Origin of the sequence: Pelomonas dachongensis (assembly GCF_043555865.1) — a bacterium.
In the GTDB taxonomy this organism is placed as follows: domain Bacteria; phylum Pseudomonadota; class Gammaproteobacteria; order Burkholderiales; family Burkholderiaceae_C; genus Pelomonas; species Pelomonas dachongensis.
In genome coordinates this window covers 549,200-576,082 of record NZ_JBIGHY010000003.1, presented here as the reverse complement: position 1 = coordinate 576,082, position 26,883 = coordinate 549,200, and the positions used below count along the sequence as shown (strand labels likewise).

Sequence of the window (26,883 nt, the reverse complement as noted above, 5' to 3'; positions counted from 1 at the left end):
GTCTTCCCTTCAGCGGCTGGCGGGCGCAGGCGGCGGCTGCAACAGCGCGTCGATCAGTTCACGCCCTTTGGCGCCATTGGTCAGGATGACGACGCCGTCGCGGCTTTCCTGCACGAAACCGGCGAACGCCCGGTACGCGCCGTTGTTGCCGCTGTGGCTCACGAGCGTGGTGCCGCCCGCGTCCGTGATCGCCCAGCCCATGCTGCGGAATGTCGGCAACAACGACTCGCTGCGGGGCACGGGTGTCTGCGGCCGCAGCATGTCGTCGTAGGCCGCGCGAGACAGGCCCTCGCGCTTGCAGACCAGCGACAGAAAGCGGGCGTAGTCCTGCGCGGTGGTCACCAGTGACGCGGCAGACATCGCGAAGCCGGTCAGGTTGGTCATGTCGCGGCCGCTGTCGGCGTCGCGGGCACTGCGGTAGGCGCGCGAGGCCACGGTGCCGGGGCGAAGGGGACGGGTGAACGTGGAGTCGGGCATCCAGCGGCCCAACCGTTGCTCAAACAGCGCCTGCAGCGTGCTACCGGTCTTGTGTTCGACGAAGGCCTGCAGCAGCTGGTAAGCCTCGCCGGAATAGCTGTACGTGGTGTCCGGCGGCACGGTGAAGGGGATGGGCGCGGTGCGCTGCGGGAAATCCGTGTCGCCATCGACCCAGTTGGGCAGGCCGGTGCGGTGGGACAGCACCAGGCGCGGTGTGAGCTGCGCGTAGGCGGCCTTGTCCGGAATGCGCACGTAGTCAAAGGACTGGGCGAAAGGCCGGTCCAGATCGATGACCTGCTCGTCAACGAGCTGCATGACCAGCCACGCGAACACCGGCTTGGACAGCGACGCCGACTCGAACACCGTGGCGGGTGTGACAGCCACCGCCGGCTGCAAAGACGCGTTGCCGGCGACGACCGGTGGCCCCTCGGGCTCGCAGTCCTTCAGCGTCACCATGGCGATGCCCGGCACGTCATGGGCAGCCAGCAGACGGTCGAGTGCCGGCCCTGTCGGGAACGGCGGCCGCGTCTCGGCGGCGGCAGGCGTCGCCAGCGCCATGCACAACGCCGCCTGCACCAACCCTGCACTCTTCCGCTCTCGCAAATCGGCCTCCTCCGTTCGGAGCGGCCATGATTTCACGTCTGCGAAGCGTTCTGACCGTCGTCATGCCCGGGCCACTGCCGATTGCCAGCGCATCGCCCTGCGCGGACAGTGGCAGCCTTCATCGCTTACCGGAATCCACGCCTTGTCCTCCGTCACATCGACTGCGAGCGCCGCCGCCACCAGCGACCTGCGCGCCCGCCACGACCGCGCCTTCCTCGGCCACCCCGCCGGGCTGGGCTGGCTGTCCTTCTGCGAGCTGTGGGAGCGTTTCTCCTACTACGGCATGCAGGCGCTGCTGGTGCTGTACCTCAGCAACTACCTGTTCATGCCCGAGAACATCGGCAACGTGGCCGGCATGGACGCGCTGCGCGCCGCCATCGAGAGCGTCACCGGCGCACGCTCGCCGCAGCAGCTGGCCTCCGCCGTGTTCGGGCTGTACGTGGGCCTCGTCTACCTGACGCCGATCTTCGGCGGGCTCATCGCCGACCGCTGGCTGGGCCGCACGAAGACCGTCGTCATCGGCGCGCTGCTGATGGCGGCGGGCCACTTCCTGATGGCGTTCGAGATGCTGCTGCTGCCGGCGCTGGGCTGCCTGCTGCTGGGGGTGGGCGCGTTCAAGGGCAACATCGCCGCGCAGGTGGGCGACCTCTACGCGCCGGGCGACAAGCGCCGCGCCAGCGCCTTCCAGATCTTCATGCTGGCGGTGCAGATCGCCGTCATCGCCGCCCCCATCGTCTGCGGCACGCTGGGCGAGAAGGTGGGCTGGCACTGGGGCTTCGGTTCGGCCGGCGTGGGCATGCTGATCGGCCTGTTCGTCTACCTGGCCGGCCGCCGCTGGCTGCCACCCGAGGCGCCGCGCGGCGCCGCCCGGCACGACGCGCCCGCGCGCCCGCCCATCGGCCGGCGCGGCCTGCTGCAGGTGGCGCTGCTGGTGGCCATCCTGCCGGTGCTGATGCTGTCCATCGTCGGCAACCAGCAATACAACAACGGCTTTCCGCTGTGGTCGCAGCAGCACATGGACATGGTCGTCGCCGGCTTCACCGTGCCGGTGACCTGGCTGCAAGCCATCGACGCGCTGCTGAGCACGACGACGATGCTGGCGTCTCTCGCCTTCTGGCGCTGGTGGGCCAACCGCCGTCGCGAGCCCGACGAGATCACCAAGATGGCGCTCGGCTGCTTCGTCGCGGCCGGTGCGCCGCTGTTGCTGATGATCCCGGCGCTGTCCATCGAGGAAGGCGGCGCGCGCATCAGCATCCTGTGGTCGTTCGGCTATGCGCTGGTCAACAACATCGGCTTCGCCAACATCATGCCGGTGGGCCTGGCGTTGTACTCGCGCGTGGCGCCGCGCGGCTACCAGGGCGTGATGCTGGGCATCTACTACCTGCACCTGTTCATTGGCAACCTGTTCGTCGGCTGGCTGGCCGGGTTGCTGGAGGTGATGAAGGGCTCCAACTTCTGGCTGCTGCACGCCGCGCTGGTGGCGGCTGCGGGCGTGGGGCTGCTGGGGGTGAAGCTGGTGTTCGGGCGGCTGCTGGCGCCTGAAGAGACTAGTTCGGCACCTTAGATTCAAAGTTCTGCGGGTTTCGCCCAGACCGTTGCCGCGTCGCCAAACTCCAGCTCCATCGCGATCCCAATCATTGACAGCCAGGAGAACCAATACTGGCGCCGTAGCGCATCTCGCACGAAGTCGGCACCGAACTCCTGGCTGTAGTAGGCCACCTCGCGGGGCGTCAGCGGGTCCCGGTCAATCACGATCAGCTGCCGCCGATGGCGCTTCATCAGCCGCACGAAGTCGCCACGCGTCGTGATGCCAAAGCGCGCCATCTGCGGCAGCAGCTCATCCCACGACGCGACGCCATGGTTGCTGCGGCGCGCGAACAGGCGGCGCATGACCGTTTTCATGCGCGGCACATCGAGCGGCTCTGACAGTCGGCGCTGACGGGCGGACACTGGGCGATGGGTCATATCGGCCAGGTTTCTACACTCAAACCCATGATCACCGTCCACCACCTCAACAACTCCCGCTCGCAGCGCGTGCTGTGGCTCCTCGAAGAGCTGGGCCTGCCCTACGAGATCCAGCATTACCAGCGCGACGCCAAGACGTCGCTGGCCCCGCCGGAGCTGCGCAAGATCCACCCGCTGGGCAAGTCGCCCGTCATCACCGATGGCGCGCTGACGGTGGCCGAGAGCGGCGCCATCCTGGAGTACCTGGTGGAGCGCTACGGCCAGGGGCGGCTGAAGCCCACCGACGAACAGGGCCTGCTGCACTACCGCTACTTCATGCACTTCGCCGAAGGCTCGGCCATGCCGCCGCTGGTCATGAAGCTGGTGTTCAACAAGGTCAAGCGCGCGCCCGCACCATTCTTCGTGAAGCCGATTGCGAAGGGCATCGCCGACAAGGTGCTGAAGAGCTTCGTACAGCCCAACATCGACGCGCAGCTGAAGTTCTTGGAAGGCGAGCTGACCGCACGGCCGTGGTTCACGGGCAGCGAGTTCAGCGCGGCCGACGTGCAGATGAGCTTCCCGCTGGAAGCCGCGGCATCACGGGGCGCCGACCTGGCGGCCTATCCGAAGCTGAAGGCGTTCCTGGATCTGATCCATGCGCGGCCGGCCTATCAAAGGGCGCTGGAGCGGGGTGGGAAGTACGACCTGCTGAGCTGAGCACGCAGGCGCCTTTGCACGCCGCTGCGCAACTCAGCGCAGCACCCGCCCCCATGTCGTGGGCTCGGACACCCGCCCCTTGAAGTCAGTCCAGCACTCGGCGGCCACGTCGTACAGCTTGCAGCGGCTGGCCGTCTGCAAGTACCAGCGCCAGGAGAAGCGCTGGACGATGATGCGCCCCGGCAACGCGGTCTCAAGCACGGCCTGGGCCTGCTTGAGCCTGTAAAGCGGGATGCTCATGTCCACGTGATGCGCCGTGTGTTCCATGATGTGATGCAGCAGGCCGCCGATCTTCAGCGGAAAGGTCAGGTGTACGGTGGTGGACACGAAGGGGTCGCTCGCCGACCAGTTCGCCTTGTCTTCATGCCACCGCACCTCTGTGTGCGTGTGATGCACGTAGATCACGAAGCCGATCATCACGTTCCAGAACGCGAACGGCACGGCGAAGCCCAGCACGACCATTGCCCATGCCGATTGGCCGGTGGCGTGCGCCGCCCACACCAGCGCGCCGATCCACACGGCACCCGCGGCAACGGCAAGCAGGCCATCGGCCACGAAGAGCCCGCGTCGTGCCGGCATGTAGCGCGGGCTGGGGAACAGCATGCGCAGCCACCACATCTCGATGAAGTAGTACAGGCCGGGTGCCCATCCGCTGCGGTAGACGCGCTCCAGCAGGCGCCGGGCCGGTGACAGCGCACGGTACTCATCAGGGGTCAGGGGCTGCCAGACGAAGTCCTTGCCCTTGAGGTTGGTGAACCCGTGATGCATCACGTTGTGTCCCACCTCCCACAGGCTGTAGGGCGTCAGCGAAGGCAAAAACGCGATGCGTCCCAGCCAGCGGTTGAGCAGGCGGTGCGGCGTGTAGCTCTGGTGGCAGGCGTCGTGCCCGATGATGAACAGACGGCCGATCACGAAGCCGGCCGCCAGCGCCACCGGCAGCTTCATCCACCACACCGGCAACAGCACCACGCCTGCGATGGCTGCAATGAACAGCGCCCAATCCAGCAGCAGCAGTCCCAGGGCGCGCGCTGTTTGCGGCTGCGAGATGGGCGTCAGCCAGGACCGGATCTCCCGACGCGCGGGCATGCGCGCATCTCGGGCAATGACTGGCACCTCAGAAGGAGGGGATGAACAGGCACCCGAAGAGGAAACGGGCGGCGTCGGCGGGACTGGGCTCATGAAAACGCTGGCAGTGAACGCGTTCGATGCTATCCAGCCGCTGCACCAGGGCCTTGAGATGGGTCAAGACCGCGTCACGTGGCGGCCGTCAGCGCTTCGCGTCTTTCGGTCCGTACTCCACCACCTGGCACCCCGGCCCCTTCGGATCCTCGCAGCACGCCGCCAGCTTCTTGAGGCTGTCGGCAAATTGCTGATCCCACTGCGCGGGGCTGTGCAGGTTGCCCGGGCTCATCCAGTGCGAATGCGGGAACTTCTTGGACCAGTCGTCGCCGCCCTGCTGCTCCCCGCGGCCCGTGGACTGGTCCATCGCAACCTGACAGGAATTCATGTTGCCCATGCGGTGGCAGGCGGTGCAGGTGTTGCCGCGCGTCGTGATTCCGAACGCGTTGAGCCGGGCCCAGGCCTTCTTGAAGTCCGCGCCGATGGCCTTGGGCTGGTAGAAGCCGAACGGGTCGCCGGGCAGCTGCGTGGTCTGGGCGATGTAGGGTGAGTACATGAACGGCCCGCTGTCGTGGCAGTTGATGCAGGCCGGCTGACTCCACGCCACCTGGTGCGGCGTCTGCCAGACCTTGTCGGCCGGCAGCGGCTTCAGGCCATCCGGACCGGGTGGCTGCGGCTTGCGCGTCAGCGTGCTGGGCGAGGGCACCCAGCGGCCGTCGATGCCTTTGTCCTTCGTCAGCGGCGCGGTGGCCTTGGCGGTGAACCAGCAGGTCTTGCCATCCTTCAGGCTGTGCGAGATGACGTTGATCTCGTCGAACAACGTACTGCCCCGGGGCCGCGCGACCTGCTTGCGACAGATGGCGCTGATCTGCGCGTTCTTGTCGTCGCGCAGCACCAGCGCGCGGCTGCCGGGCACGCACTGGCCCTGGCTGCCTTCGTCGTGCTGCGGCAGCAGCGACGGCCGGTCGCAGCGCGCGGGCGCCTGGTCGGCCGGCACGGGCTTGCCGCCGTCGACAGTGATCGGGATCTCCTCGCCGGCCATGCAGCTGAAGGCGGGGATCTCGCTGATCTGCACGGCGCATTGGCGACCGTATTCGAACAGCGTCTCCGCCTGGGCGCTGCCCGCCAGCAGCAACAGCAACAGTGCTTGCTTCGTCCTCATGCCGTCACCAGGCCTTTCTCTGCCATCACCACGGCGCGGATGGCCTGGTGGTAGCGGGCGTAGCCGGTGCAGCGGCAGATGTGCTGGCCCACGGCCTCCTCGATGGCGGCGTCCAGCCGGTCGCGCTGGATGGGCTGCGCGCGCAGGCGGCCGAGCAGCATTTCGGTCGCCATGATGAAGCCGGGCGTGCAGTAGCCGCACTGGAAGGCGAAGTGATCCAGGAAGGCCTGCTGGACTTTGCTGGGACGCTCCATGCTGCCGGTGCCCTCCACCGTCGTGATGGACTGGCCCTGCAGCAGCGCTACCGGCGTGGAGCAGGCGAGCATGGGCTGGGCCTGACTGGTGGGCGCACGGCGCGCGGCGACGGTGCAGGCCTTGCAGACGCCGATGCCGCAGCACAGCCGGGTGCCGGACAAGCCCAGTTCCTCGCGCAGGAAGTCGACGAGGGGGAGGTCGGTGGGCACCGTCGTGCTGACGGGGCGGCCGTTGACGTGGAACAGGACTTGGACGAGGGGTTCGCTCATGACAGGGCCTCCTTGATGTCGGCAGCGGTGATGGGCAGGCTGCGGAACCGCTGCCCCGTGGCATGGGCGATCGCGTTGCCGATGGCCGGCGCGATGGGGCACAGCACGGCCTCGGCGATGCCCTTGGCCGTCGCGTCGTCACCCCCCAGCGTCGTGATGTTCAGCCGCCCCAGTGGCACGTCGGCCGACAAGGCCACGTGATACCGGTCCAGGTTCCAGCGCCCGTCGCCGGCGCCGCCGGCCTCCAGCGGCAGGTCCTCCAGCAGCGCGTAGCCGATGCCCATCGCGACGCCGCCCTGGGCCTGGCCCAGCAGGAGGTCGGGTTGCAGCACCTTGCCGGCGTCCACCAGCAGTTCCACGGCCACCACGCGCGGCTCAAAGGTGCGGGGCGCGATCTCCACCGCCACCAGCACGCCCGAGGGCGCGTACAGGCTGCGCCCGTACAGCGACGCGGCCGGGCGCGGCGGCACCACGTCCTGCCGCGCAATGAAGCTCCAGTTCGGCTGCCCGCCCGCGCGCAGCGACAGGCCGTCAATGGGCAGCTTCAGCAGGGCGCCGGCCTGCACCGGGTAGCTGGCCGACACCCAGGCGCCTTCGTACAGGCCATGCACCATGGCGCCGGATGTCAGCTGGTCCCGATGCACGCGGGCGGCCAGCGCCGCCAGCGACAGCGGCGCCAGTCCCGGCGCCACCAGCCGCCCGGCGTCCCACGTCGTCTTGCCCTGCACTTGCGCCAGCGGCACGCCCCACAGCGCCGCGGCGGCCGGCAGCAGGCCACTCTCGAACAACACCCGTGCCGCTTGCTCGGTCACGTGCACCTGGTGGAAGGCGGTCAGGCAGGCGCTGCTGGACATCGAGAACGCGGCCGTCCAGTGCGGGTCGGTCCAGCTGCCGCCGTAGTCGCTGTTCAGGTCCAGCGCGTTGAAGGAGCCGACATCGCCCATGACGACGTCGTGCGCGTTGTGCCCCAGCCAGCCGGCGGTGGAAATGGCCAGTGTCGTCGCCGAGCCGTTGCCCATGTCCACGCAGTTGCTGCGCACGGTGAGGCGGCCATCGGGCGCCAGCGCCACCTCGGCCATCACGCCGTCCTTGCCTGTGCCGTAGGCCTGGTTGGCCAGCGCAAAGCCCACGCCGTAGCGGATGCCCTCGCGCGCCTTGCGCCGCTTCACGGCCTCGCGGTTGCGCCACAGCGCGTGCTCGCGCGAGCGGCGGCAGATCTCATGCAGCCGCATGGGCTGCTCCAGCGGCGCGCCGGTGATGGTGCGGTCGCCCTCGCGCAGTGCGTTGGCCTCGCGCAGCGCGATGGGGTCGCGCTTCAGCGCCACGGCCACCTCGTCCACCAGCGTCTCGACCGCCCAGCTGGCCTGCGGCCCGCCGAAGCCGCGCATGGAGCCGGCCACCACGCCGGTGCTGGGCTGGGCAATGGCGTCCACATAGGCCTGCTTGATGTCGTAGCCGCTGAGGCCACAGTAGGCCGCCAGCATGGCGACGAACTGGCTGTAGTTGTTCTGCCCGCCCGACGGCAGCACCTGCTGGCTGCCGAATGCGAGGAACTTGCCGGTCTTCGTATCGACCGCAATGCGCTGCGTGATGGTGCTGGCGAGTTGCTTCAGCCCGCCCTGGAACTGTTCGTAGCGGTCCTGCGCGATGCGCACCGGCCCGTCGGCCAGCGCGGCCGTGACGGTCAGCAGCGACGCAAAGGTGGACACGTCGCGCCCGCCGAAGCCGCCGCCGGGGTAGCAGGAGTTCAGCACCACGGTGCCGACCTGCACCGGACTGTTCTTGCTGAACATCGTGAAGCTGTCGGTCGCATCACCGTTGGTGGCCTGCGTGCCCAGCACCAGGTGCAGCGTGCCTGCCCCAGAGCGGTCCAGCCAGGCCAGGCCGGCCTCCGGTTCCATGAACATCGGGTCCAGCACCTGCGTGCTGTAAGTGCCGCCCAGTTGCAGCACGGTGGGGCGGGGCGCCTGCAGCGCCGCGTCGATGCGCTGGCGCAGCGCGCGGGCGGTGCTGTTGACGGGCTGGCTGGTGGAGTCGGGTTGGTAGGGGTCGGACGCGTAGCCCGCCTGCACCTGCGAGAACGGCGGCAGGCCCGGCGCGTCATAACGCGTCAGGTAGTTGACCGGGCTGTAGGCCATCACCCAGGGTTGCGCGGGCGGCGGGGGCAGGGCGCCGGTCTGCACGACGCCAGGCTGGAACTGCAGAGCGCGCCTGGCGCGGCGGTACGCGTTGCCGTCGGCAAAGACGAGGATGGCCACCGGCTGGCCGAAGAACTGTGGCGCGCTGCCCACCGGCACCAGCAGCTGCTTGATGCCGTCCGCACCCGCGCTGGAGAAGGGCAGCGTGAGGTTCAGCGACACCAGGTCGCGCTGCGCGCCGGTGTAGTCGCCCAACGGTGTCTGCGTGATGACCAGCAGCGGTTGCGCGTCCGCGCCGGCCAGCGCGCTCAGGTCCAGCCCGGAGAACACGCGGCCCGGGTCGGTCGCACGCAGGATCATGGCCATGCGCTCGGTGGCCGGCCACTGCGGCATGTCGCTCGCACGGAAGTCGCGCGCATAGATCTTCTGGCCCGTCACCTTGGCCAGGCCCTCGATGCGAAAGCGCGCCTTGCCGGGGCCGCCGGACCAGTCTGGCGCGCCGGGGGGCGCCGTGTTGCCGACAAAGGGTTGCGTGGGGTTGCCCGGCTGCGGCGGCCGCGCGCCACGCAGCGGCGGCGTGGCGGGCCGCATCGCCAGCGCCAGCTCGTGCACCAGCAGCGTCACGGCGGCAGCGCCGCTGCCGAGCACGCGGCGGCGCGTCAGCTGGAAAGGCCCGGTCTTGTCCGGCAACTGCGACACGTTGGCTCCCTCAGTTAGGTTCGGGCGCGAGTGTGTCACCGCAGCCCCCGCTGCAGTCGGCAGATCAGACGGGATTGGGCCCCGGATTTGCCCGCAGACCGCGACGCCCCGGCGTCAGTCAACGAGCGTGGCGTCGCGCACGGCGCTGCGCGCCACGTCCAGCCGCGTCTCGCGCTGCCAGGCGTCCAGACCCTGCGGGGCGTCGCGCGGCGACAAGCCGTTGGCGCGCACGGCGCCCACATAGCCGTCACGGCCCTGCGCCTTGGCGACGTACAGCGCCGAGTCGGCCAGGCCCAGGCAGGCGCGCCAGTCCCACAGCCGCGGGTGGCGCGGGTCCAGCGGGAAGGCGCTGAAGCCGATGGACACGGTCACGTGCACGGTCTCGCCGGGGCCGATGTCAAATGGCTGCTCGCGCACTGCCGCGCAGACGCGGTCGGCCAGCGCGGCGGCGTCGCGGCGCTCGGTCTCGCGCACCAGCACCAGCACCTCCTCGCCGCCCCAGCGCACCAGCGAGTCGGTCTCGCGGAACACGCTGCGCAACCGATCGGCCAGTTGCATCAGCACCGCATCGCCGGCGGCGTGGCCGTGCTGGTCGTTGATGCGCTTGAAGTTGTCCAGGTCCAGCAGCATCAGCAGCAGGTCGGCCCCCGGCCCGGCGCTCTGGCCGGGGGCGTCGCCATCGGTCGCCTCGAAGCGACGCAGGCACAGCCGCAGGTCTTCATCCAGGCGCAGCTCCAGGTAGCGGCGGTTGCGCAGGCCGGTCAGCGTGTCGGTCAGGCTGAGTTCGCGCAGCTCGGCGGTGCGCTCGTCCACCAGCACCTGCAGCGCGGCCTCGCGCTGGCGCAGCAGCCGCGTGCGCCAGCGCATCCAGCCCCAGATGGCAACCAGTGCCAGCGCCACGGCCAGCGCGCGGGCGGTGGCGGTCTCCCACCAGGCGGGCAGCAGTTCGATGGGCAGCTCCAGCTGCTCGGCGCCCCACAAAGTCTGGTGCGCGCTGGCCTGCACCTGCAGCACGTAGCGGCCCGGCTTGAGCGGCCCGAAGCTGGGGTTGCGGGCACTGGCGTCAACGCGGGTCCAGTCGTTGTCCAGGCCCAGCAGCCGGTACTGGTAGCGCAGCCGTGCCGGGTCCGCGTAGTCCAGCGCCGCGAACTCCACGCCCAGGCTGCGCGTGCCGGCCGGCAGCGTCAGGCCGTCCGGGCCCGGCGGGCGGTGCGGCTGGCCGTTGACGCGCAGGCCGCTGATGACCAGCGGCGGGCTGGTCATCAGCGGCGAAAAAGCCTCGGGCAGCACGCGCAGCAGGCCCCGGCTGCCGCCGAACAGCAGGCCGCCGCCAGGCAGCTCGGTGCTGGCAAAGAACCAGAAGCTGCCAAAGCTGGCCCCCTCGGCACTGCCGAAGCTGTCGACACGCTGGGCGCGCGGGTCGTAGACGTTCATCTGGCTCCAGATGCGCCCCTGCCGGTCCTCGTGCAGGTTGCCCCCGAACGCACCCTCCAGCCCCATGCGCTCGCTGACGCGCTCGAAGCGAGCGCCGCCCTGCGCGTCCCAGCCCACCAGGCGGTGCAGGCCGCTGACGGCCGTGTCGACCCACACCGTGCCGTCGCGGCCGGGCAGCAGCGCCAGCACCACCGGGTTGGCCAGCGCCTCGCTGCGGGACTGCGGCAGCAGTTCCGCGCGCCGCCCGTCGCGCACGCGCATCAGGCCCGCCTGGCCGCCCAGCCACAGCTCGCCGCTGCCGGGTCGCTCGATCAGCGCATGGATGGCACCGTGCAGCGGCCGGCCATCGGCCAGCGCCACGCGCTCCAGCGCCGCGGCGTCGGCCGCGGCCAGCCAGTACAGGCCCTCCTGCGTGCCCACCCACACGTCACCGCCGGCGCGCACCAGCAGGCGCTGCGCCCGGCCACCGTCCAGCGGCCAGTCGCGCAGGAGGCGGCCGTCCGCGGCGCGGTGCTCCAGCCGGCCGGCCGCGGCCAGCCACAGACTGCCGTCACCGGCCTCGGCCATGATCTCGACGACCGTGCGGCGCTCGCGCGCCAGCTGCCCCAGCGTCTGCAGGTCGCCGCGGCCGTCCAACCGCACGACCTGCCCCTGCTGCGTGGCGCCCAGCACGTCGCCGGTGGCCAGCGTCAGCACGGCGCGCACGTCGGCGTCGACCAGCGTGGCGGCCGGCTCCAGGTCGGGCCCGCGCACGGCCAGCGCCGGGTGGAACAGGTGGCGCTGCAGGCCCAGGCCGTAGCCGCTGACCCACATGGCGCCGCTGCGGTCGCGCAGCAGCGCGCTGATGTCGTTGCCGGCCAGGCCCATGGTGCGGCGCGGGTCGTGCGTCAGCCGCGCCTCGACGGCCTCACTGCCGGGGTTGATCCACAACAGGCCGGTCTTGGTGCCCACCCACAGCCGGCCATCCGGGCCCTCGGCCAGCGCCTGCACCGGCGTGTGCAGCGACTGCACCCAGCGCACGCCGGCGGCGTCCACCACGCCGAGCCGCCCGTCCTGCGTGCCCAGCCACACCCGGCCGCCGCGGCTCTCCAGCAGCGTCAGCACGGTCGCGACCGCGGGCAAGTCGCCGAGCGCCGGCAGCGGCAGCTGCTCCCAGCCGCCGCCTGGCTTCAGGCGCGCCAGACCCCGCCAGTGGCCGGCCCAGACCGTCCCGTCGGCGCCCACGCGCAGCGCCAGCACGCGGGCCTCGGGCTGGCCGCCCACCACCAGCGGCTGCGACTCGAAACGCTCCGACACCGGGCTGTAGCGGTACAGCCCCTGGCCCACGCTGCCCACCCAGACATCACCGGCCGCGTCCACCGCCAGCGCGCGGATGGGCGCTTGGGGCACGCCCGGCGCCGCCCCGCTGCCCAGCGCCGCCACGCGGTCGGCCTGCGGGTCATAGACCGCCAGGCCCTGCGTCTCGGTGCCGATCCACAGGCGGCCATCGCCGCCGGCGGCCATGGCGCGCACCCAGCCCAGGTTGCGCTGCCGCGTGTCCGTCGGGCCTTCGCGCGCCAGCTCGATGGGCCGCAGCCGGTAGCCGTCGTAGCGCGTCAGCCCGCGCGACGTGGCCACCCACATGAAGCCGGCCTTGTCCTGCGCCATGGCCGGCACCGAGTTCATCGGCACCGTGACGCTGCGGAACTGCACCTCCAGCGGGCTGGCATCCGCCCACGCCGCAGGCGCGCCGGCCAACAGGGCGAGCGCCAGGAGGCCGCGAACCAGGAGGATCATCCCGGCATCCTAAGGGCCGGATTCGGGGCTCCGGCCCCTGCGGCGCGATCTGACGGCCTCAGTTGTCCAGTAGTTGGCGCAGCGCCCGACCGGGATCGGCCATGAAGCTGCGCATGACGCGGAAATGCTCGGTGTCCTCGACGCCCACGCGGTGGATGCCGTCGGCGTCGAAGCGGTAGACCCAGGCATCCGGGTAGGCCATCAGGATGGGCGAATGGGTCGCAATGACGAACTGCGACTCCCGCCTCACCAGCTCGTGCAGACGCGCCAGCGCGTCGAGCTGACGCTGCGGCGACAGCGCCGCCTCCGGCTCGTCGAGCAGGAACAGGCTGCGCCCGCCGAAGCGCTCGTTCAGCAGCTTCAGGAAGGACTCGCCGTGCGACTGCTCGTGCAGCGAGCGGCCGCCGTAGGCACCGATGACGGACGCACCGCCCGGCCCTTCGTCCAGCCGCTCGATCTCGGTCGCGACGTTGAAGAAGCTCTCCGCCCGCAGGAACCAGCCGTCCCTGGGACGCTTCACGCCCTTGGCCACGCGCAGGACCTCATGCAGCACCGAATGCGACGCACGCGTGCCGAAGTTGAAGTTCTTGCTGCCGCCCTCCGCGTTGAAGCCCAGCGACACGGCCAGCGCCTCCAGCAGCGTGGACTTGCCCGAGCCGTTCTCGCCGACGAAGAACGTCACCTTGGGGTGCAGCTCCAGCCGCTGTTCCAGCGAACGGATCGCCGGCAGGTTGAACGGATAGCAGTCGAAGGACTCGACCTTGTCGCGCTGCAGAGCGAGGTGGAAGACGAATTGGGAGGCGAGCATGGCGGGCGCTTCGCGGCAGGGGCGGACGGGACTATGCGGCCTCTATGGCAGCGGTGCGGGCCGCCAGCGTAGCGTCGGCCGTCCGGGCCTGAGCATCATCCAGCTGCGGCGTCGGTCGAGCAACACTCTGAGCCGAATCTGGGAGGCAGAGTTGCATGCGCAGATGTTGGGCAGAATTCATTGGCAATCCGCGTATAGAACGTTAAACGCATGAGGAACATCCAAGTCATCGACGGCGCGGACAACGCGATGTACGACATCTTTGCCGCGACCGAGGACGAGTTCGCGTTGATCTTCCCGGCAGGTCAGGATGTGGCGTTCATTGACGAAGTGATAGCGCGCACACCAGTGGCCGCGCTGGATCATGCGTTCGCCGCGATTTGGCAGCGCCGCGTTGCGAAGGCCGAAGCAAAAGGGATCCACGGCATTCTTTTCTACGAGATGCCTCAAAAGAAGCAGTACTACCCGACAAGAAGGGATGAAGCTGCGATCAACCCAGATGGCACACGCCTCCGCTGACCCTCATCCCAACCCTTCACTGCAGCTGGTGGCTCCGCCGTCCCGCTGACATTGAACTTCGACTCCTGAAGACCAGTTTCGCCATGCAGTTGATAGCCCACTCGGATCGAGTCTTCAGCATTCCCTGCTTTCTGAGCCGGGTCGAATGCGCTGAGCTGATTGGCCTCGCAGAGGCCAGTGGGTTTGAATCAGCCAGCGTGCGGACGGTTGAACGCCAGGTTGCGATGCCGAAGATCCGGAACAACGAGCGGGCCATGTTCGAACATCGTTGCTGGGTGGACGCTCTTTGGCAGCGAATTGCCATCACACGTCTGCCAAAGGTGGACGGCGAGGTCGCCGTTGGGCTCCCCAAAGACATCCGCTTCTACAAGTACTCGAGTGGTCAGCGTTTCAAGATGCACAAGGACGGCCCCTGGAAGGAGCGTGGACTCGCAAGCAAACTCACCTTCTTGGTTTATCTGAACGACGGATTCATCGGAGGAGAAACGGACTTTCGTGAGTTCAAGGTCGTGCCGTCTACGGGCGCTGCACTGCTCTTCGTTCATGACACTTGGCATGAGGGCGCGTCTGTCAAGGAAGGAACAAAGTACGTTCTCCGATCCGACGTCTTGTACGCCGTAGACGCCGGGACGCTGGATGCGTAGCAGGTCGCTCAACACGGACACGCAATGCCAATCCGCCCATGGGGGCTCTGAAGAGCTTCCGCCCTCCGGTTCGCTGGCTCAGCGCGCAGATCAGCTTCGCTGCTAGAGCGGAGCATTCGCGGAGCGCGCTGCCCTCAACCCACCGCCGCCGCCGCATCCACCACCACCCGCCCATCCAGCAGCCGCAGCGTCCGCGACGCCTGCGCTGCATGCTCCAGCGAGTGCGTCACCATCACCAGCGTCGTCCCTTGCGCGTTCAGCTCGCGCAGGATGCGCATGACCTCGGCGCCGTGGGCGCTGTCGAGGTTGCCGGTGGGTTCGTCGGCGAGCAGCAGCGCGGGCCGCGCCGCGATCGCGCGCGCGATCGCCACGCGCTGCTGCTGGCCACCGCTGAGCTGGCTGGGCCGGTGGCCGGCACGGTGGCTCAGGCCCAGGCGCTCCATGACCTCGGCGACGCGGTCGCGGCGCGCGCGCGCCGGCAGGTCGCCGTACTCCAGCGCCAGGCCGATGTTCTCGGCCACGGTCAGGTCGTCAATGAGGTTGAAGCTCTGGAACACGAAGCCGATGCGGCCGCGGCGTAGCGCATTCAGCTGGCGCTCGTTCCAGCCCGCGATGTTGTGGCCATCGAACCAGTACTCGCCGCCGCTGGGCGCGTCCAGCAGCCCGAGGATGCCCAGCAGCGTGGATTTGCCGCAGCCCGAGGGGCCGGTGATGGCGAGGTATTCGCCGGGCTCGATGTCAAGGTCGATGCGGTCCAGCGCGGTGGTCTCGATGTCGCCTGTGCGGAAGGTCTTGGTCAGGTGCTTGAGTTGGAACATGACGGCTCAGTGGAGTTGGAGGGCGGGCGCGTTCGTGAACACACGGTAGGGAGAGACGACGACCTGCTCGCCGGGTTGCAGGCCGCCCAGCACTTCGACGACGCCGTCGGCGCGACGACCCAGTTGCAGCGGGCGGCGCTCGGCGCGGCGGCCATCCGCGTCGAGCACGAAGGCCCAGGCGCCGCCGGTGTCGGCGTAAAAGCCGGCGTCGCGCAGCAGCAGCGCCTGCGTGGGCTGGCCCAGCGCGAGGCGCACGTCCAGGCCCTGGCCGACCTGCAGCGGCGGCGGGTCGGCGTCGAAGGTCAGCTCGACGCTGAAGCGGCCGTCCTTGACCTGCGGGTCGATGCGGGCGGCGTGCAGTGGGTGCTCCCGCCCGCCGTGGGCCAGCGTGGCCGCCAGGCCCTCGCGCACGCGGCCGAGGTGGAATTCGTCGAGCCGAAGGTCGAGCTTGAAGCGGCCCAGGCTGTCCAGCCGCGCGATGCGCGTGCCCGCGCGCACGCTCTCGCCGACCTGCAGCGTCAGGCCCGTCACGCGGCCAGCCACCGGCGCACGCATGACCAGGCCTTCGCTGGCGGTGCGCATGGCGGCCAGGCGCTGGTCCAGGTCGGTCACGGCGCGCTGCATCGCCTCGATGGACTGCTGGCGCGTGGCGAGTTCCTCGTGGCTGTCATGGCGCGCCTGCGTGAGGAGGCGCTCGGTCATCACGAGCTTGTCGGCCGAGTCTTCCAGCGCCGCCGGCGACAGGAAGCCGGTGGCGGCCAGCTCACGGTTGCGCTCGTGCAGGCGGCGCACCCGCTCCAGCTCGAACTGGCCTTGAGTCAGCTCACGGCGCAGCTGCGCCTGGGCCTGCATCAGGCCGGCGCGGAAGGTGGCGAGGTTGGCCGTCTGCTGGGCCGCTTCCGCCGAGCGCGCCATCAACTCCTGCGCGCGCTGCGTGCTGCTCAGCACCACCAGCAGCTGGCCGGCCTCGACGCGCGCGCCGTCACCCACCAGCACCTGCTCGACGCGGCCATCCTCGGTCGCGTCCAGCAGCACGGACTGCAGCGGTTGCGTCGTCGCGCGGCCGACGACGACGTCGCGAAAGGGGCCCGTCTTCGCCGCCGCGATCTCCACGTCCGCGCGCGCCACCGGCACGCCGCGCGGCCAGTAGTGAACGCCCAGCACGGCCAGCAGCGCCACGGCCACCACCACCAGCGCAAAAGCGCCGTAACGTCGCGGCACCGCCACGTGGCGGTCCATCGCAGCGCCGGAGGCGGGGATCGTGGTCATCCGCGCAAAGCCAGCAACGGCCGCAACGCCAGCGCGGCGCGTAGGTGGCGCGCCACGGCCAGCAAGGTCACCACCGCCAGCAACGCCGCCGACGCCAGCAGCACCCACAGCGAGAACGGCCCCACGGGCGCGCGTTCGACGAAGTCCGCCAGGTAGCGCTGCGACAGCCATGCCGCCACCGGCAGCGCCAGCGCGCAGGCCACCGCCAGCACGCCCGCGAACTCCCGCGCCAGCAAGGCCGACACGGCGCCCGCGCCGGCGCCATGCAGCTTGCGCAGCACGATCTCGCGCTCGCGCAGCCGCAGCGTGTAGGCCGCCAGCGCGTAGATGCCCACGGCGGCCAGGCCCAGCGCCATCAGCCCGGCAACGCCGATGAGCCGGCCCAGACGCGTGTCGTCAGCCACCGTCTGCAGCAGCATGTCGCGCACTGGCAGCGCCTCCAGCGTCACATCGGGGAAGGTGGTCTTGACGAGCGCCGTCAGCTGGCGTGCCGTGGCCTGCGGGTCGCGGCTGTGCACGCCAATGGCGCCGGACTCCCGCGCGGCCAGCGGCGTGATGGCGTGCGGTTGCGGCGGGCTGCGCGGGCCTTCCAACCGGATGTCGTCGATGACGGCCACGACGGTGACCGGCTTGCCGCCACGAAAGCTGCTCGCCACACCCAGCACCTGGCCGATGGCCGCGTCGGGGCTGGCAAAGCCCAGCGCGCGCACGGCGCTGCGGTCCAGCACGATGGCGGGCTGCGCAGCCTCAGCCACATGGTCGGCCGACAGCCGCCCGGCCACGATGCGCATGCCGTAGGCCTGCAGATAGCCGGGCGTGAAGTCCACGCCGGTGCGCAGGTTGACGGGTGTGCCGCCGGGGCCGCGGAACTCGGCGTACCAGCGGGACGCGTCGCGCCCCGGCACGTCGTCGGCCGCGCCGGCCGCGATGACCTCGGGCCAGCTGCGCACCTGCGCCAGCAGCGAGCTCACCTGCGCCGGCTGCGTCCACCATGGCAGGTCGATGGCCACACGGCCTTCCAGCTGGAAGCCGCGCGGCATCTCGCCCGCATGGCGCGCCTGCCACAGCACCGTCAGCGCCAGCGACGCGAACAGCGCGGCGGCGCCGAACTGCAGCGTCGTCATCACGCGGCGCAGCCAGCGGCTGGCTGCACCCTCGCTGTGGCTGCGGCCGGCCAGCGACTCGGCGGGCCGCACGCGCAACGCAATGGTCGCCAGCGGCAGCGCACTGAGCGCCGCGATGGCCGCGCACAGCAGGCCGGTCAGCAGCGCCATGGCGGGGCTGAGCACCGGAGCGTGGAACTGGCGCTGCATCAGCAACTCGGCCACTGGCGTGGCCCACCAGGCCAGCAGCAGGCTCAAAGCGCCGGCCAGGCCCGCTACAACCAGCGCCTCGACAAAGAACTGCCGCGCCAGCTGCCCCGCACCGGCACCCAGCGACTTGCGCAAGCCGATCTCGCGCTGGCGGCGCAACGTGCGCACGCTCCACAGGTTGATGAAGTTGATGACGGCCAGCGCCAGCACGCCGGCCGCCGCGACGGCCAGGCTGCCCAGCTGCAGGCGGCGCTGCGGGCTGCCGGCGCCGTGCAGGCCGATGTCCTTCACCGGCAGGGCGCGCAGGTAAGCGGCCTTGCCGCCGCCCTTCAGGAAGTCGGCCGGGAAGCCGCGCGGCAGTGGCTGTTGGTCGAGCAGCCGCTGGCCCAGCACGCCGAGCGTCTCGGCCGTGGCGCCCGGCTGCAAACGGGCGAACAGGCGACCCCCGCCCTGGTACCAGTTGTCCGACAGCTTCAGGTAGACCTTGGCCGCTGGCGCGTTGAAGCCCGTCAGCGCATCGAAGACCAGCGTGCCGTTCAGATTGGGGTTGGGCAGCACGGCCTTCACGGTCAGCGTGAACTGCCCGGCGGGCGAACCGTCGGGCAGCGGAGGCATCGAGATCGTGAACGTGCGGCCCAGCGCCTGCTGCGTGCCGAATAGCTGTTCGGCGGATCGCGCGGTCAGCGCGATCCCCTCGGGCGTCGACAGCGCCGCATGCAGGTCACCCGCCACGGGCCGCAGGTCAAACAGGGTCTGCAGGTCGGCATCGGCCAGCGCGATGTGCAGGCGCATGCTGCGGCGCACGCCGGGCGCCTCACCGGCATGGGCCGGCAGCTGCGTGTAGAGCACGCGGCTCATCGGCCCCACCGGCGCGCCGCTGTCACGCAGCGCGGCGTGCAGCGGCACGGTGGGCACGCGGTCGAACCATTCCGTCGTGATGCCGCCAGGGCCGCGCACCCGCCACTCGAGAGCGACGAGCCGGTCTGCCTCGGGCAGCTCACCGTCGGGCCGCAGCGTGTCCTGCAGGAAGCTGGCCGTCAGCAGCGTGAGCGCCAGGCCCAGCGCGAGGCCGACGATGACAAGGGCAGCAGGGCCGGGTTCAGCGCGCAGCTGGCGCCAGGCGCTGCGCCAGGTGAGGGAGAGAGAGAAGGCGGTCATGACCTGCCGTTTTGCAAGAGCCGGGCCAGCGGGCGCGCCCTGGGGAGCAGGCTGGCACGGCCACCGAAACGTCCGCTTGCGAACACCGGCACTGTTCGCTTTCGGACACCGCCTTGCCGGGGCGGACATGGGGCCCTTAGAGTCGCGGCCTCCCATGCCCGGCATCCTCATCCTCGACGACGACCCCGACGTGGCGCTGGCCGCGCGGCTGGCGCTGCGCCGGCTGGGCGCCGTGGCCGTGCGCCATGACCCGCGCGAGCTGCCGGCGGCGCTCGACGAGATCGCGCCCGACGTGCTGCTGCTGGACATGAACTTCACGCCCGGCGCCAGCGACGGCGCGGCGGGGCTGGCGTTGTTGCACGAGGTCACGGCGCGCAGCCACGCGCCGGCCGTCATCGTCATGACGGCCTATGCCGAGGTCGATCTGGCCGTGCAGGCGCTCAAAAGCGGCGCGGTGGACTTCATCACCAAGCCGTGGGCGAACGACCGGCTGGTGGCCTGCGTGCAGGCGGCGCAGGCGCGGCGCGCACCGCTGCCAGGTTCAGCCGCCGTGGGCGAGCTGCTGGGCGACTCGGCCGCGATGCAAAGCCTGCGCGCGCAGATCGCGCAGGTGGGTGCCAGCGAGGCCAGCGTGCTGATCCTCGGCGAGAACGGCGTCGGCAAGGAGTTGGTGGCGCGGGCGCTGCACCGCGCCTCAAAGCGCGCCGCCGGCCCGCTGCTGGCCGTGGACATGGGGGCGCTGCCAGACGCGCTGGTGGAGAGCGAGCTGTTCGGCCACCGCCGCGGCAGCTTCACCGATGCGCGGGAGTCGCGCCCCGGGCGCTTCGTCGCGGCGGCGGGCGGCACGCTGTTCCTGGACGAGATCGGCAACCTGCCGCTGCCTCAGCAAGCCAAGCTGCTGGCCGCACTGGAGCGCCGTGAAGTCACGCCGCTGGGCAGCGACAAGGCCGTGGCGGTAGACGTGCGCGTGCTGGCCGCCACCAACGCGGCCGAGGCCGAGCTGTTTGACGCGCGGCGCTTCCGTCCCGACCTGCTGTACCGGCTGAACACGGTGGTGCTGCGCGTGCCGCCGCTGCGCGAGCGCGGCGCCGGCGACATCGCACTGCTGCTGCGCCACTACCTCGCGCAGTTCTCGAAGCGCACGGTCGAGCTGACACCCGATGCGCTGACGCGGCTGAGCGCCTACCGCTGGCCCGGCAATGTGCGCGAGCTGCGCCAGGCCTGCGAGCGCGCCTCGCTGCTGGCACGCGGGCCAGTGTTCACGTTCGCCGACTACGGCCTGCAGGACGTGGCCGCCCCCTCACCGCCCGAGCAGGGGCTGGACCTCGCACAGCGCGAACGCGAGGCCGTGCAGGCCGCGCTGGCCCAGGTCGACGGCAACATCAGCCAGGCCGCCAAGCTGCTGGGCGTCAGCCGCGCGGCGCTGTACCGGCGGCTGGACAAGCATGGCCTCTGAACGCGCGCGCATCGCGGCGGCGGCCGTCGTGCTGGCGGCCTGCGCGGCCGGCGCCGGCGCGTCGCTGGACTCACCACGCGCCCTCGTCGCCTGCGCGCTGGCCGGCCTCGCAGCCGCCGCGTTCGGCTGGACGGCGCTGGCACGGCTGGCCCGCCGCCCACCCCCCATGCCCCTTGAGCCAACGCCGGCGCCGCGCCCCGACCTGGATGCCGCGCTGGAGCATGCCCCGCTGGCGCTGTGGCGGCTCGCGGCCGGCGCACCGCCGCTGGCGCTGAACGCCGCCGCGCGCCGCCTCGTCGCCCCCGGCCGCGCCGCCGAGCCCGCCGGTTTGCTGGCGCTGCTGGACGCCCAGCCGGGCCGGCGCATCGTCACGCTGCCCACCGAGCACGGCCAGGAGCGCGCGGTGCTGGCCGTGTCGGCGCTGACCGTCCATGGCGAGGCCTGGCGGCTGGCGGCGCTGGCACCCATCGAGTCGGAGCTGGAGACCGAGGCGCTGGGCGCCTGGCGGCAACTGGTGCAGGTGCTGACGCACGAAATCATGAACTCGCTGACGCCCATCGCGTCGCTGGCCGGCAGTGCGCCGGCGTTGCTGGCGGCCGGCGAGCATGGCGAGCTGCAGGCCGCGCTGGCGGCGCTGGCGCGGCGGGCGGCGCATCTGCAGGGCTTTGTGGAGCGCTATCGCAGCGTCAGCCAGCCACCCGCGCCGACGCTGGCCGATACGCCGCTGCAACAGTTGTTGCAGGCGGTGCAACGGCTGGTGGAACCCGCCTGGGCGGCTGCAGGCGGCACGGTGGCGGTCAGCGTGGAGCCGGCCAGCCTGGCGCTGCGCACCGACGCGGCACAGCTGGAGCAGGTGCTGATCAACCTGGCGCAGAACGCGCTGCAGGCCTGCGCGGGACGCCCGCAGGGCGAATCACCGCAGCTCAGCATCGAGGCCCGCCTGAGCCGCGGCGCGCGGCTGCGGCTGACGGTGGCCGACAACGGGCCGGGTGTGGCCGCGGGGCTTGAGGGACGCATCTTCACGCCGTTCTTCACCACCCGAGAAGGCGGCAGCGGCGTGGGCCTGGCCGTCGTGCGCCAGCTGGTGCATGGCCTGGGTGGCACGGTGCGCCACGCGCGCCGGCCCGGCGGCGGCGCCTGTTTCGTGCTGACGTTCTGAGGCCCCTCGTCCAACGAGTACGTTGGCCGTTCCCCGAAGGGGAAGGCGATGCTTGCAGCTCAAGCCGCAAGCACATCGCCATGACGGGCCGGCGCTCGGCCCGGATTGCAACGGCCACGGGGATATGTGGCATTCCTGCATGGCCGGTGCCACAGGCGGGTGGTAGGCTGCCTGTCCTACAAGCAGGGGTTGGGGCGATGTTTCACGAGTTGCAGGAGTTGTTGGGCGCTTACTTGATGCCGGTGCTGATCGCGGTACCGCTGGCCATCATCGTGCTCATCTGCGCCTTCAAGCGTGACGACTACCGGCCGTCACGCGAGTACACCCCCCCGCAGCGCCCGCCCGCGCCGCCCGCCCGCGCGGCCCAGCCGCCGGTGGTGCTGCCGCCGCTGCCCGGTTCGCCCGGCGCCGGGCCCTCCATGGCCAGCGCCTTCGTCACGGCGCCCACGCCGATGCAGCTGCCGCCCGTGGCTGCCGGCGAGGTGGTGGTCCCCGAAGGCCCGCCCGCCGTGCTCATCGCCGACGACTCGGCCGTGGTGCGCACCAAGCTGCGGCGGCTGCTGGAAGGCGCCGGCTTCACGGTCGTGCAGGTGAACGACGGCAACGAGGCCCTGGCCGCGTTGGAGACCACGCCCGAGATCGCCGTGCTGATCACGGACCTGGAAATGCCCAACAAGGACGGCTTCGAGCTGATTGCCGACGTGCACGGCAGCCTGGCCACCGAGGACCTGCCCGTCATCGCCATCACCGGTCACGACGAGCTGCATGGCCGCGTGGGTCAGATCGAAGGCGTCTACGGCATCTTCAAGAAGCCCTGGAACGACCGCGAGCTGCTCAAGCGCGTGGAGTCGCTGGTGCACCTGCGCTATGCCGCGGCACGGCGCGGCCGCCGCGCGACCGACCGCATGCCGCGCGCTTGATCAGCGCCGGGCCGGCCAGGCCCGCGGGCTCAGCACGGCGGCCACCGCCGCCAGTGCGCAGGCCATCAGCAGCACCGGCAAGACCTGGCGCGTGGCCGGGTTGAACAGCAGGCCCGCGCCGCCCAGCGCGGCGCTGCTGACCAGAGCGTCGCTCAACTGCAGCGACGACGTGTTGGCCCCCTGCTGCTCCAGCGGCGACAACTTCAGCAGCAGCACCGACAGCATCGGGAACGACAGCCCGATGCCCAGGCCCACGCCGGTCCAGCCCACCAGCGCCAGCCACGACGGCAGCGCCGCGGCCAGCACCGGCGCCATCACCACGGCCAGGCCCAGGGCGGCCAGCGCGAAACCCGTGGGCAGCAGGCGGCGCCGTGCGGCGTCACCCTGCACGCGCGCCTGGATGGCGCTGCCGACGCTCCAGGTCACCGCGCCGGTGCTGAGCGCGATGCCGGCCTGCGTCAGGCTCCACCCGAAATGCTGGGTCAGCAGCAGCGGCAAGAAGGCCTCGGCGCTGGCAAACGCGGCGGCGATGAAGCCGCGCAGCAGCACGACGGTGGGCAGGCCCGCGGCAGCCACGAGCGTGCCGGCCGGCAGCAGCCGGCGCGCGGCGATCAGCGCCATCACCGCGCCGGCCGCGAACAGCAGGCCCGCACTCAGGCCGACCCGCTGGCTGGCGCCGTGCAGCATGAAAGCGCCGCCGCTGGCCAGCACGGCCCAGCGCAGCGCGCCCCAGCGCAACGCTTCGCCGCTGCCGGGACTGCCGCGCCGCAGCGACGGCAGCAGCAGCAACGCGGCCAGCGGCACCACGGCGGCCACCGCCAGGAACACCCAGCGCCAGCCCCACCAATGCACCAGCCCCGAGGCCAACGCCGGCCCCACCAACCCCGGCACCACCCAGGCGCCGGCAAACATCGCGAACAGCTTGGGGTGCAGCGCGGCCGGCACGACCTGGCCCACGCCCACGTACAGCGTCACGCCCAGCACACCCGAACCCAGGCCCTGCAGCGCCCGCCCCGCCACCAACACCGGCATGGACGGCGCGAAACCCGCCACCAGCAGCCCCAGCAGGAAGACCGCCAGCCCCAGCAGCGATGCGCGGTAGGCGCCGCGCTTGTCGCACAGCTGGCCGGCCACCGTCATGCCGATGACTGACGTGGCCAGCGTCGCGCCAAAGGCCAGCGCGTACAGCGGCAGGCCGTTCAAAGCCTGGGCCACGGCCGGCATGGCTGTCGCGACGGCGATGGCCTCGAAGGCCAGCATGGAAATCAGCGCGACGGCGCCCAGGCAGGCCGCGCGGCGGCCGGGGGCGAAGAGCTTGTCGTCGTGGGCGGGAGCTTGTGTCACGGGGTCGGCGAGGTTCATGGCTTGAGCCTAAAAGTTCAAGCCGGCTTCAAGTCAAGCCCCGGAGAGACAATCGGGGCATGTCAGTTTCGGTCCTTCACTGCGCATCCGCCGGCTTCGAGTCGGCCTGCCGCATCCCTGCGTTGCCCGCCTCGCACCGCAGCCACGGCCTGCACGGCCACAGCTACTTCGCCACCGTGCGCACGGCGCTGCCGGCCGGGTGGGCCGCCTTCCCTGGCGGCGAGGTCCAGGCCTTGCGCGCCCGCATGACCGACACGGTGGCGCCCCTCGACCACGCGCTGCTGAACGACCACCTGGCGGAACCCACCGACGAGAACCTGGCCCGCTGGGTGCGCTCGCGGCTGGACGTGGACGTGCCCGGCATCGTGCAGGTCGGCGTGCAGAGCACCACGCACAGCGGCGTCGACCTGGACGGCGCCGGCCACGCCCACGTGTGGCGGCGCTACCGTTTCCAGGCGGCGCACCAACTGCCCAACGTGCCGGCTGGCCACCAGTGCGGGCGCATGCACGGCCATGGCTTCGAGGTGATCCTGCACGCCAACGCGGACCTGGGCGAGCGCGACCTGGCCATCGACTACGACCACCTCGACGACGTCTGGGCGCCGCTGCACTTTGCGCTGAACTACCGCTGCCTGAACGACATCCCCGGCCTGCAGAACCCGACCAGCGAGAACATCTCAGCCTGGCTGTGGCAGCGCCTGAAGCCCGCGCTGCCCGAGCTGAGCTGGGTGACCGTCTACGAGACCGGCTCCAGCGGCGCCAACTTCAACGGCCAGAGCTACCGCATCTGGAAGGAGATGACGCTGGACAGCGCGGTTCGGCTGCGCCAGGCACCCGGCGACCATCCGCTGGCCGGCACGCATGGCCACACCTTCACGCTGCGCCTGCACCTGGCCGCGCCGCTGGACCAGGTGATGGGCTGGACCGTGGACTTCGGCGACGTGAAGGCGTTGTTCAACCCCATCTTCAAGCGGCTGGACCACCACCCGCTGTACGAGATTGCGAATCTGCCGGACGGCGACGCGGCGAGCATCGCCGCCTGGGTGCTGCGCGAGGGCGGCACAGTGCTGCCCCAGATCGACCGCGTGGACCTGTACGAGACGCGCGGGTCTGGGGCCATCGTCAGCCGGGCTGACTCGGAAGAATTGATTCCCGTATGACGTACAGCGTTAAGGAACTCTTCTACACGCTGCAGGGCGAGGGCGCGCAGGCCGGCCGCGCGGCGGTGTTCTGCCGCTTCGCGGGTTGCAACCTGTGGACCGGCCGTGAGCAGGACCGCGAGAAGGCGGTCTGCACCTTCTGCGACACCGACTTCGTCGGCACCGACGGCGAGGGCGGCGGCAAGTTCGCGACGGCAGACGCGCTGGCGGACACGATTGCCAAGGCCTGGCCCGGCGGCGGCAAGCCCTATGTGGTGTGCACCGGCGGCGAGCCCCTGCTGCAGCTGGACACGCCGCTGATCGAGGCGCTGCACGCGCGCGGCTTCGAGATCGCGGTCGAGACCAACGGCACGCAGCCCGCGCCGCCGGGGCTGGACTGGATCTGCGTCAGCCCGAAGGCGGATGCGCCGCTGGTGCTGACCGCGGGCCACGAGCTGAAGCTGGTCTACCCTCAGCCGCTGGCGATGCCGGAACGCTTCGAAGGCCTGGACTTCCAGCATTTCTTCCTGCAGCCGATGGACTCGGTGCTGCAGCGCGAACACACCAAGGCCGCGGTGGCCTACTGCATGGCGCACCCGCAGTGGCGGCTGTCGGTGCAGATGCACAAGGTGGTGGGGATCGCCTGATAGCCGGTGCCGGCACATGACGCCAGAATCCGGCGATGCCCCAGCTGACCGCCGCCGACACCCGCGAAGCGGTCGACAGGTTCATGACCACGCTGTCGCACCCGCACAAAGCCGGCATCGAGACGCTGCGCCAGGCCATGGCGGCCCTGCAACCGCATGTCGCCGAAGGCATCAAGTGGAATGCGCCGAGCTGGCGCACGGCCAACGGCTACTTCGCCACCACGCATCTGCGTGACAAGGACGGCTTCAGCCTCATCCTGCATCTGGGCGCCAAGGCGCGCGAAGTGCCCGAGGGCGGACTGGCCATCGACGACCCCGGCTGCCTGCTGAAATGGCTGGGCAAGGACCGCGCGCAGGTGCAGTTCGCTGGCGCCGCCGACGTCAGCGCCAAGCTGCCGGCGCTGCGCCGCGTGTTGGCGCAGTGGATGCGGTGCGTGTAGCGCGGCGTGCCCTGGACCTCTTTCACGCACCGAGGCCCCGCATGCTTGGAAAACTCGCTCCCCTTGCGCTATCCCTCTTCCTGGCCACCAGCGCCAGCGCCGATTCCTGGTCTTCGCCGCAGACGACGGCACAGGCGAGTCCTTCGGGGCAACACGTCGTGCGCGTGCTTCCGGGTGCGCCCAGGGGCGCCACTGCGACGACCACGGCCACGGCCATCATGTATCGCCTGGACGCCGCAGGCGACTATGTGCGTCAACCGTCATTCCAGCTGCTGAACCCGGTAGCGCCGGTATTCGTCGCCGTCTCCGACGCGGGCGACCTGGTCACGCTGGACGACTGGCACAGCGTGGGCGTCGGCAATGCGGTGGTGGTGGTGTATTCGCCGCAGGGCCGGGTCGTGCGCAACCTGGGGCTGGCGGACATCTACGCGCCGCAGGAGATCGCGAAGTTCAGTGAGAGCGTGTCTTCGGTCTGGTGGCGATGCCATGCGCAAACGCGACTCAACTCCCGGGCCGGCACGCTCGAGCTCATGGACGTGCTGGGCTTCGTGGTGACCGTGCGCCTGAAGACCGGCGAGGTCAGCCGCGAACCTTCGGGAAAGACCGGCTGCTGACACCGCGGAAGACTTCTTCCGCAG

General features: G+C 70.7%; 24 protein-coding genes. 11 read left to right on the top strand and 13 right to left on the bottom strand.

The window, feature by feature from the left end; all coding sequences use genetic code 11:
• Positions 1-9: 9 nt before the first annotated feature.
• On the bottom strand, positions 10-1,080 hold the full coding sequence (locus ACG02S_RS11780; protein WP_394470647.1) for a serine hydrolase domain-containing protein: 1,071 nt from the start codon (positions 1,078-1,080) through the stop codon (positions 10-12).
• Positions 1,081-1,222: 142 nt separating this feature from the next.
• Between ACG02S_RS11780 and ACG02S_RS11775 the strand changes: the two genes are divergently transcribed.
• A complete protein-coding gene (locus ACG02S_RS11775; protein WP_394470646.1) occupies positions 1,223-2,644 on the top strand; it encodes a peptide MFS transporter in 1,422 nt (473 codons plus the stop codon).
• Positions 2,645-2,646: 2 nt separating this feature from the next.
• Here the strand turns inward: ACG02S_RS11775 and ACG02S_RS11770 are convergent, their stop codons facing one another.
• Positions 2,647-2,970 (bottom strand): hypothetical protein, encoded by a 324-nt coding sequence (locus ACG02S_RS11770; protein WP_394470645.1) that lies wholly within the window; start codon positions 2,968-2,970, stop codon positions 2,647-2,649.
• A 102-nt stretch (positions 2,971-3,072) separates the two neighbouring features.
• On the opposite strand from ACG02S_RS11770, the gene ACG02S_RS11765 reads away from it, so the two are divergent.
• Positions 3,073-3,741 carry a glutathione S-transferase family protein gene (locus ACG02S_RS11765; RefSeq protein ID WP_394470644.1) on the top strand — a complete coding sequence of 223 codons (669 nt, stop codon included), beginning with the start codon at positions 3,073-3,075 and terminating at the stop codon, positions 3,739-3,741.
• Positions 3,742-3,774: 33 nt separating this feature from the next.
• Here ACG02S_RS11765 and ACG02S_RS11760 read toward each other — a convergent pair whose 3' ends face one another.
• The 7 genes from ACG02S_RS11760 to ACG02S_RS11730 all read right to left on the bottom strand — a co-directional run bounded on the left by ACG02S_RS11760 (position 3,775) and on the right by ACG02S_RS11730 (position 13,401).
• Entirely contained in the window at positions 3,775-4,827 is a 1,053-nt protein-coding gene (locus ACG02S_RS11760) for a fatty acid desaturase (RefSeq protein WP_394470643.1), read from the bottom strand.
• 28 nt (positions 4,828-4,855) lie between these two features.
• Entirely contained in the window at positions 4,856-4,987 is a 132-nt protein-coding gene (locus ACG02S_RS11755) for a hypothetical protein (RefSeq protein WP_394470642.1), read from the bottom strand.
• A gap of 21 nt (positions 4,988-5,008) precedes the next feature.
• A complete protein-coding gene (locus ACG02S_RS11750) occupies positions 5,009-6,022 on the bottom strand; it encodes a hypothetical protein (protein ID WP_394470641.1) in 1,014 nt (337 codons plus the stop codon).
• The gene (locus tag ACG02S_RS11745; RefSeq protein ID WP_394470640.1) at positions 6,019-6,546 is read right to left on the bottom strand and encodes a (2Fe-2S)-binding protein; all 528 of its coding nucleotides are present in this window, start codon (positions 6,544-6,546) and stop codon (positions 6,019-6,021) included. Before ACG02S_RS11745 ends, ACG02S_RS11750 begins: the two co-directional genes overlap by 4 nt.
• Positions 6,543-9,383, bottom strand: coding sequence for a xanthine dehydrogenase family protein molybdopterin-binding subunit (locus ACG02S_RS11740; protein ID WP_394470639.1), 2,841 nt, complete (start codon positions 9,381-9,383; stop codon positions 6,543-6,545). Before ACG02S_RS11740 ends, ACG02S_RS11745 begins: the two co-directional genes overlap by 4 nt.
• A 114-nt stretch (positions 9,384-9,497) precedes the next feature.
• Complete coding sequence (locus ACG02S_RS11735) at positions 9,498-12,593, bottom strand: ligand-binding sensor domain-containing diguanylate cyclase (protein ID WP_394470638.1); 3,096 nt, start codon at positions 12,591-12,593, stop codon at positions 9,498-9,500.
• A gap of 58 nt (positions 12,594-12,651) precedes the next feature.
• On the bottom strand, positions 12,652-13,401 hold the full coding sequence (locus ACG02S_RS11730; protein ID WP_394470637.1) for an AAA family ATPase: 750 nt from the start codon (positions 13,399-13,401) through the stop codon (positions 12,652-12,654).
• Between the two features lie 210 nt (positions 13,402-13,611).
• Between ACG02S_RS11730 and ACG02S_RS11725 the strand changes: the two genes are divergently transcribed.
• Positions 13,612-13,920, top strand: coding sequence for a hypothetical protein (locus ACG02S_RS11725; protein ID WP_394470636.1), 309 nt, complete (start codon positions 13,612-13,614; stop codon positions 13,918-13,920).
• Positions 13,921-14,003: 83 nt separating this feature from the next.
• Positions 14,004-14,564, top strand: coding sequence for a prolyl hydroxylase family protein (locus tag ACG02S_RS11720; protein WP_394470635.1), 561 nt, complete (start codon positions 14,004-14,006; stop codon positions 14,562-14,564).
• A 134-nt stretch (positions 14,565-14,698) separates the two neighbouring features.
• Here ACG02S_RS11720 and ACG02S_RS11715 read toward each other — a convergent pair whose 3' ends face one another.
• The 3 genes from ACG02S_RS11715 to ACG02S_RS11705 are packed head-to-tail and all read right to left on the bottom strand — an operon-like array spanning position 14,699 to position 19,122.
• Positions 14,699-15,382: an ABC transporter ATP-binding protein gene (locus ACG02S_RS11715; RefSeq protein ID WP_394470634.1), complete on the bottom strand. Its 684-nt coding sequence runs from the start codon at positions 15,380-15,382 to the stop codon at positions 14,699-14,701.
• Positions 15,383-15,388: 6 nt separating this feature from the next.
• Positions 15,389-16,651, bottom strand: coding sequence for an efflux RND transporter periplasmic adaptor subunit (locus ACG02S_RS11710; RefSeq protein ID WP_394470633.1), 1,263 nt, complete (start codon positions 16,649-16,651; stop codon positions 15,389-15,391).
• The gene (locus tag ACG02S_RS11705) at positions 16,648-19,122 is read right to left on the bottom strand and encodes an ABC transporter permease (RefSeq protein ID WP_394470632.1); all 2,475 of its coding nucleotides are present in this window, start codon (positions 19,120-19,122) and stop codon (positions 16,648-16,650) included. Before ACG02S_RS11705 ends, ACG02S_RS11710 begins: the two co-directional genes overlap by 4 nt.
• A 154-nt stretch (positions 19,123-19,276) precedes the next feature.
• Here ACG02S_RS11705 and ACG02S_RS11700 point away from each other — a divergent pair, with 154 nt between their 5' ends.
• From ACG02S_RS11700 to ACG02S_RS11690, 3 genes are all read left to right on the top strand, one after another.
• Complete coding sequence (locus ACG02S_RS11700; protein WP_394470631.1) at positions 19,277-20,578, top strand: sigma-54-dependent transcriptional regulator; 1,302 nt, start codon at positions 19,277-19,279, stop codon at positions 20,576-20,578.
• Positions 20,568-21,737 carry a sensor histidine kinase gene (locus ACG02S_RS11695; RefSeq protein WP_394470630.1) on the top strand — a complete coding sequence of 390 codons (1,170 nt, stop codon included), beginning with the start codon at positions 20,568-20,570 and terminating at the stop codon, positions 21,735-21,737. Before ACG02S_RS11700 ends, ACG02S_RS11695 begins: the two co-directional genes overlap by 11 nt.
• A gap of 197 nt (positions 21,738-21,934) precedes the next feature.
• Positions 21,935-22,657, top strand: a complete 723-nt coding sequence (locus ACG02S_RS11690) for a response regulator (RefSeq protein WP_394470629.1) — start codon at positions 21,935-21,937, stop codon at positions 22,655-22,657.
• Here ACG02S_RS11690 and ACG02S_RS11685 read toward each other — a convergent pair whose 3' ends face one another.
• Complete coding sequence (locus ACG02S_RS11685) at positions 22,658-24,019, bottom strand: MFS transporter (protein WP_394470628.1); 1,362 nt, start codon at positions 24,017-24,019, stop codon at positions 22,658-22,660.
• A gap of 59 nt (positions 24,020-24,078) precedes the next feature.
• On the opposite strand from ACG02S_RS11685, the gene ACG02S_RS11680 reads away from it, so the two are divergent.
• From ACG02S_RS11680 to ACG02S_RS11665, 4 genes are read left to right on the top strand one after another with little or no spacing between them, the layout of a single operon-like run.
• Entirely contained in the window at positions 24,079-25,179 is a 1,101-nt protein-coding gene (locus ACG02S_RS11680) for a 6-carboxytetrahydropterin synthase (protein WP_394470627.1), read from the top strand.
• Positions 25,176-25,805 (top strand): 7-carboxy-7-deazaguanine synthase, encoded by a 630-nt coding sequence (queE, locus tag ACG02S_RS11675; RefSeq protein ID WP_394470626.1) that lies wholly within the window; start codon positions 25,176-25,178, stop codon positions 25,803-25,805. Before ACG02S_RS11680 ends, queE begins: the two co-directional genes overlap by 4 nt.
• A gap of 35 nt (positions 25,806-25,840) precedes the next feature.
• Complete coding sequence (locus tag ACG02S_RS11670; protein ID WP_394470625.1) at positions 25,841-26,245, top strand: DUF1801 domain-containing protein; 405 nt, start codon at positions 25,841-25,843, stop codon at positions 26,243-26,245.
• Between the two features lie 41 nt (positions 26,246-26,286).
• On the top strand, positions 26,287-26,859 hold the full coding sequence (locus tag ACG02S_RS11665; protein WP_394470624.1) for a hypothetical protein: 573 nt from the start codon (positions 26,287-26,289) through the stop codon (positions 26,857-26,859).
• The last annotated feature ends 24 nt before the right edge of the window (positions 26,860-26,883 follow it).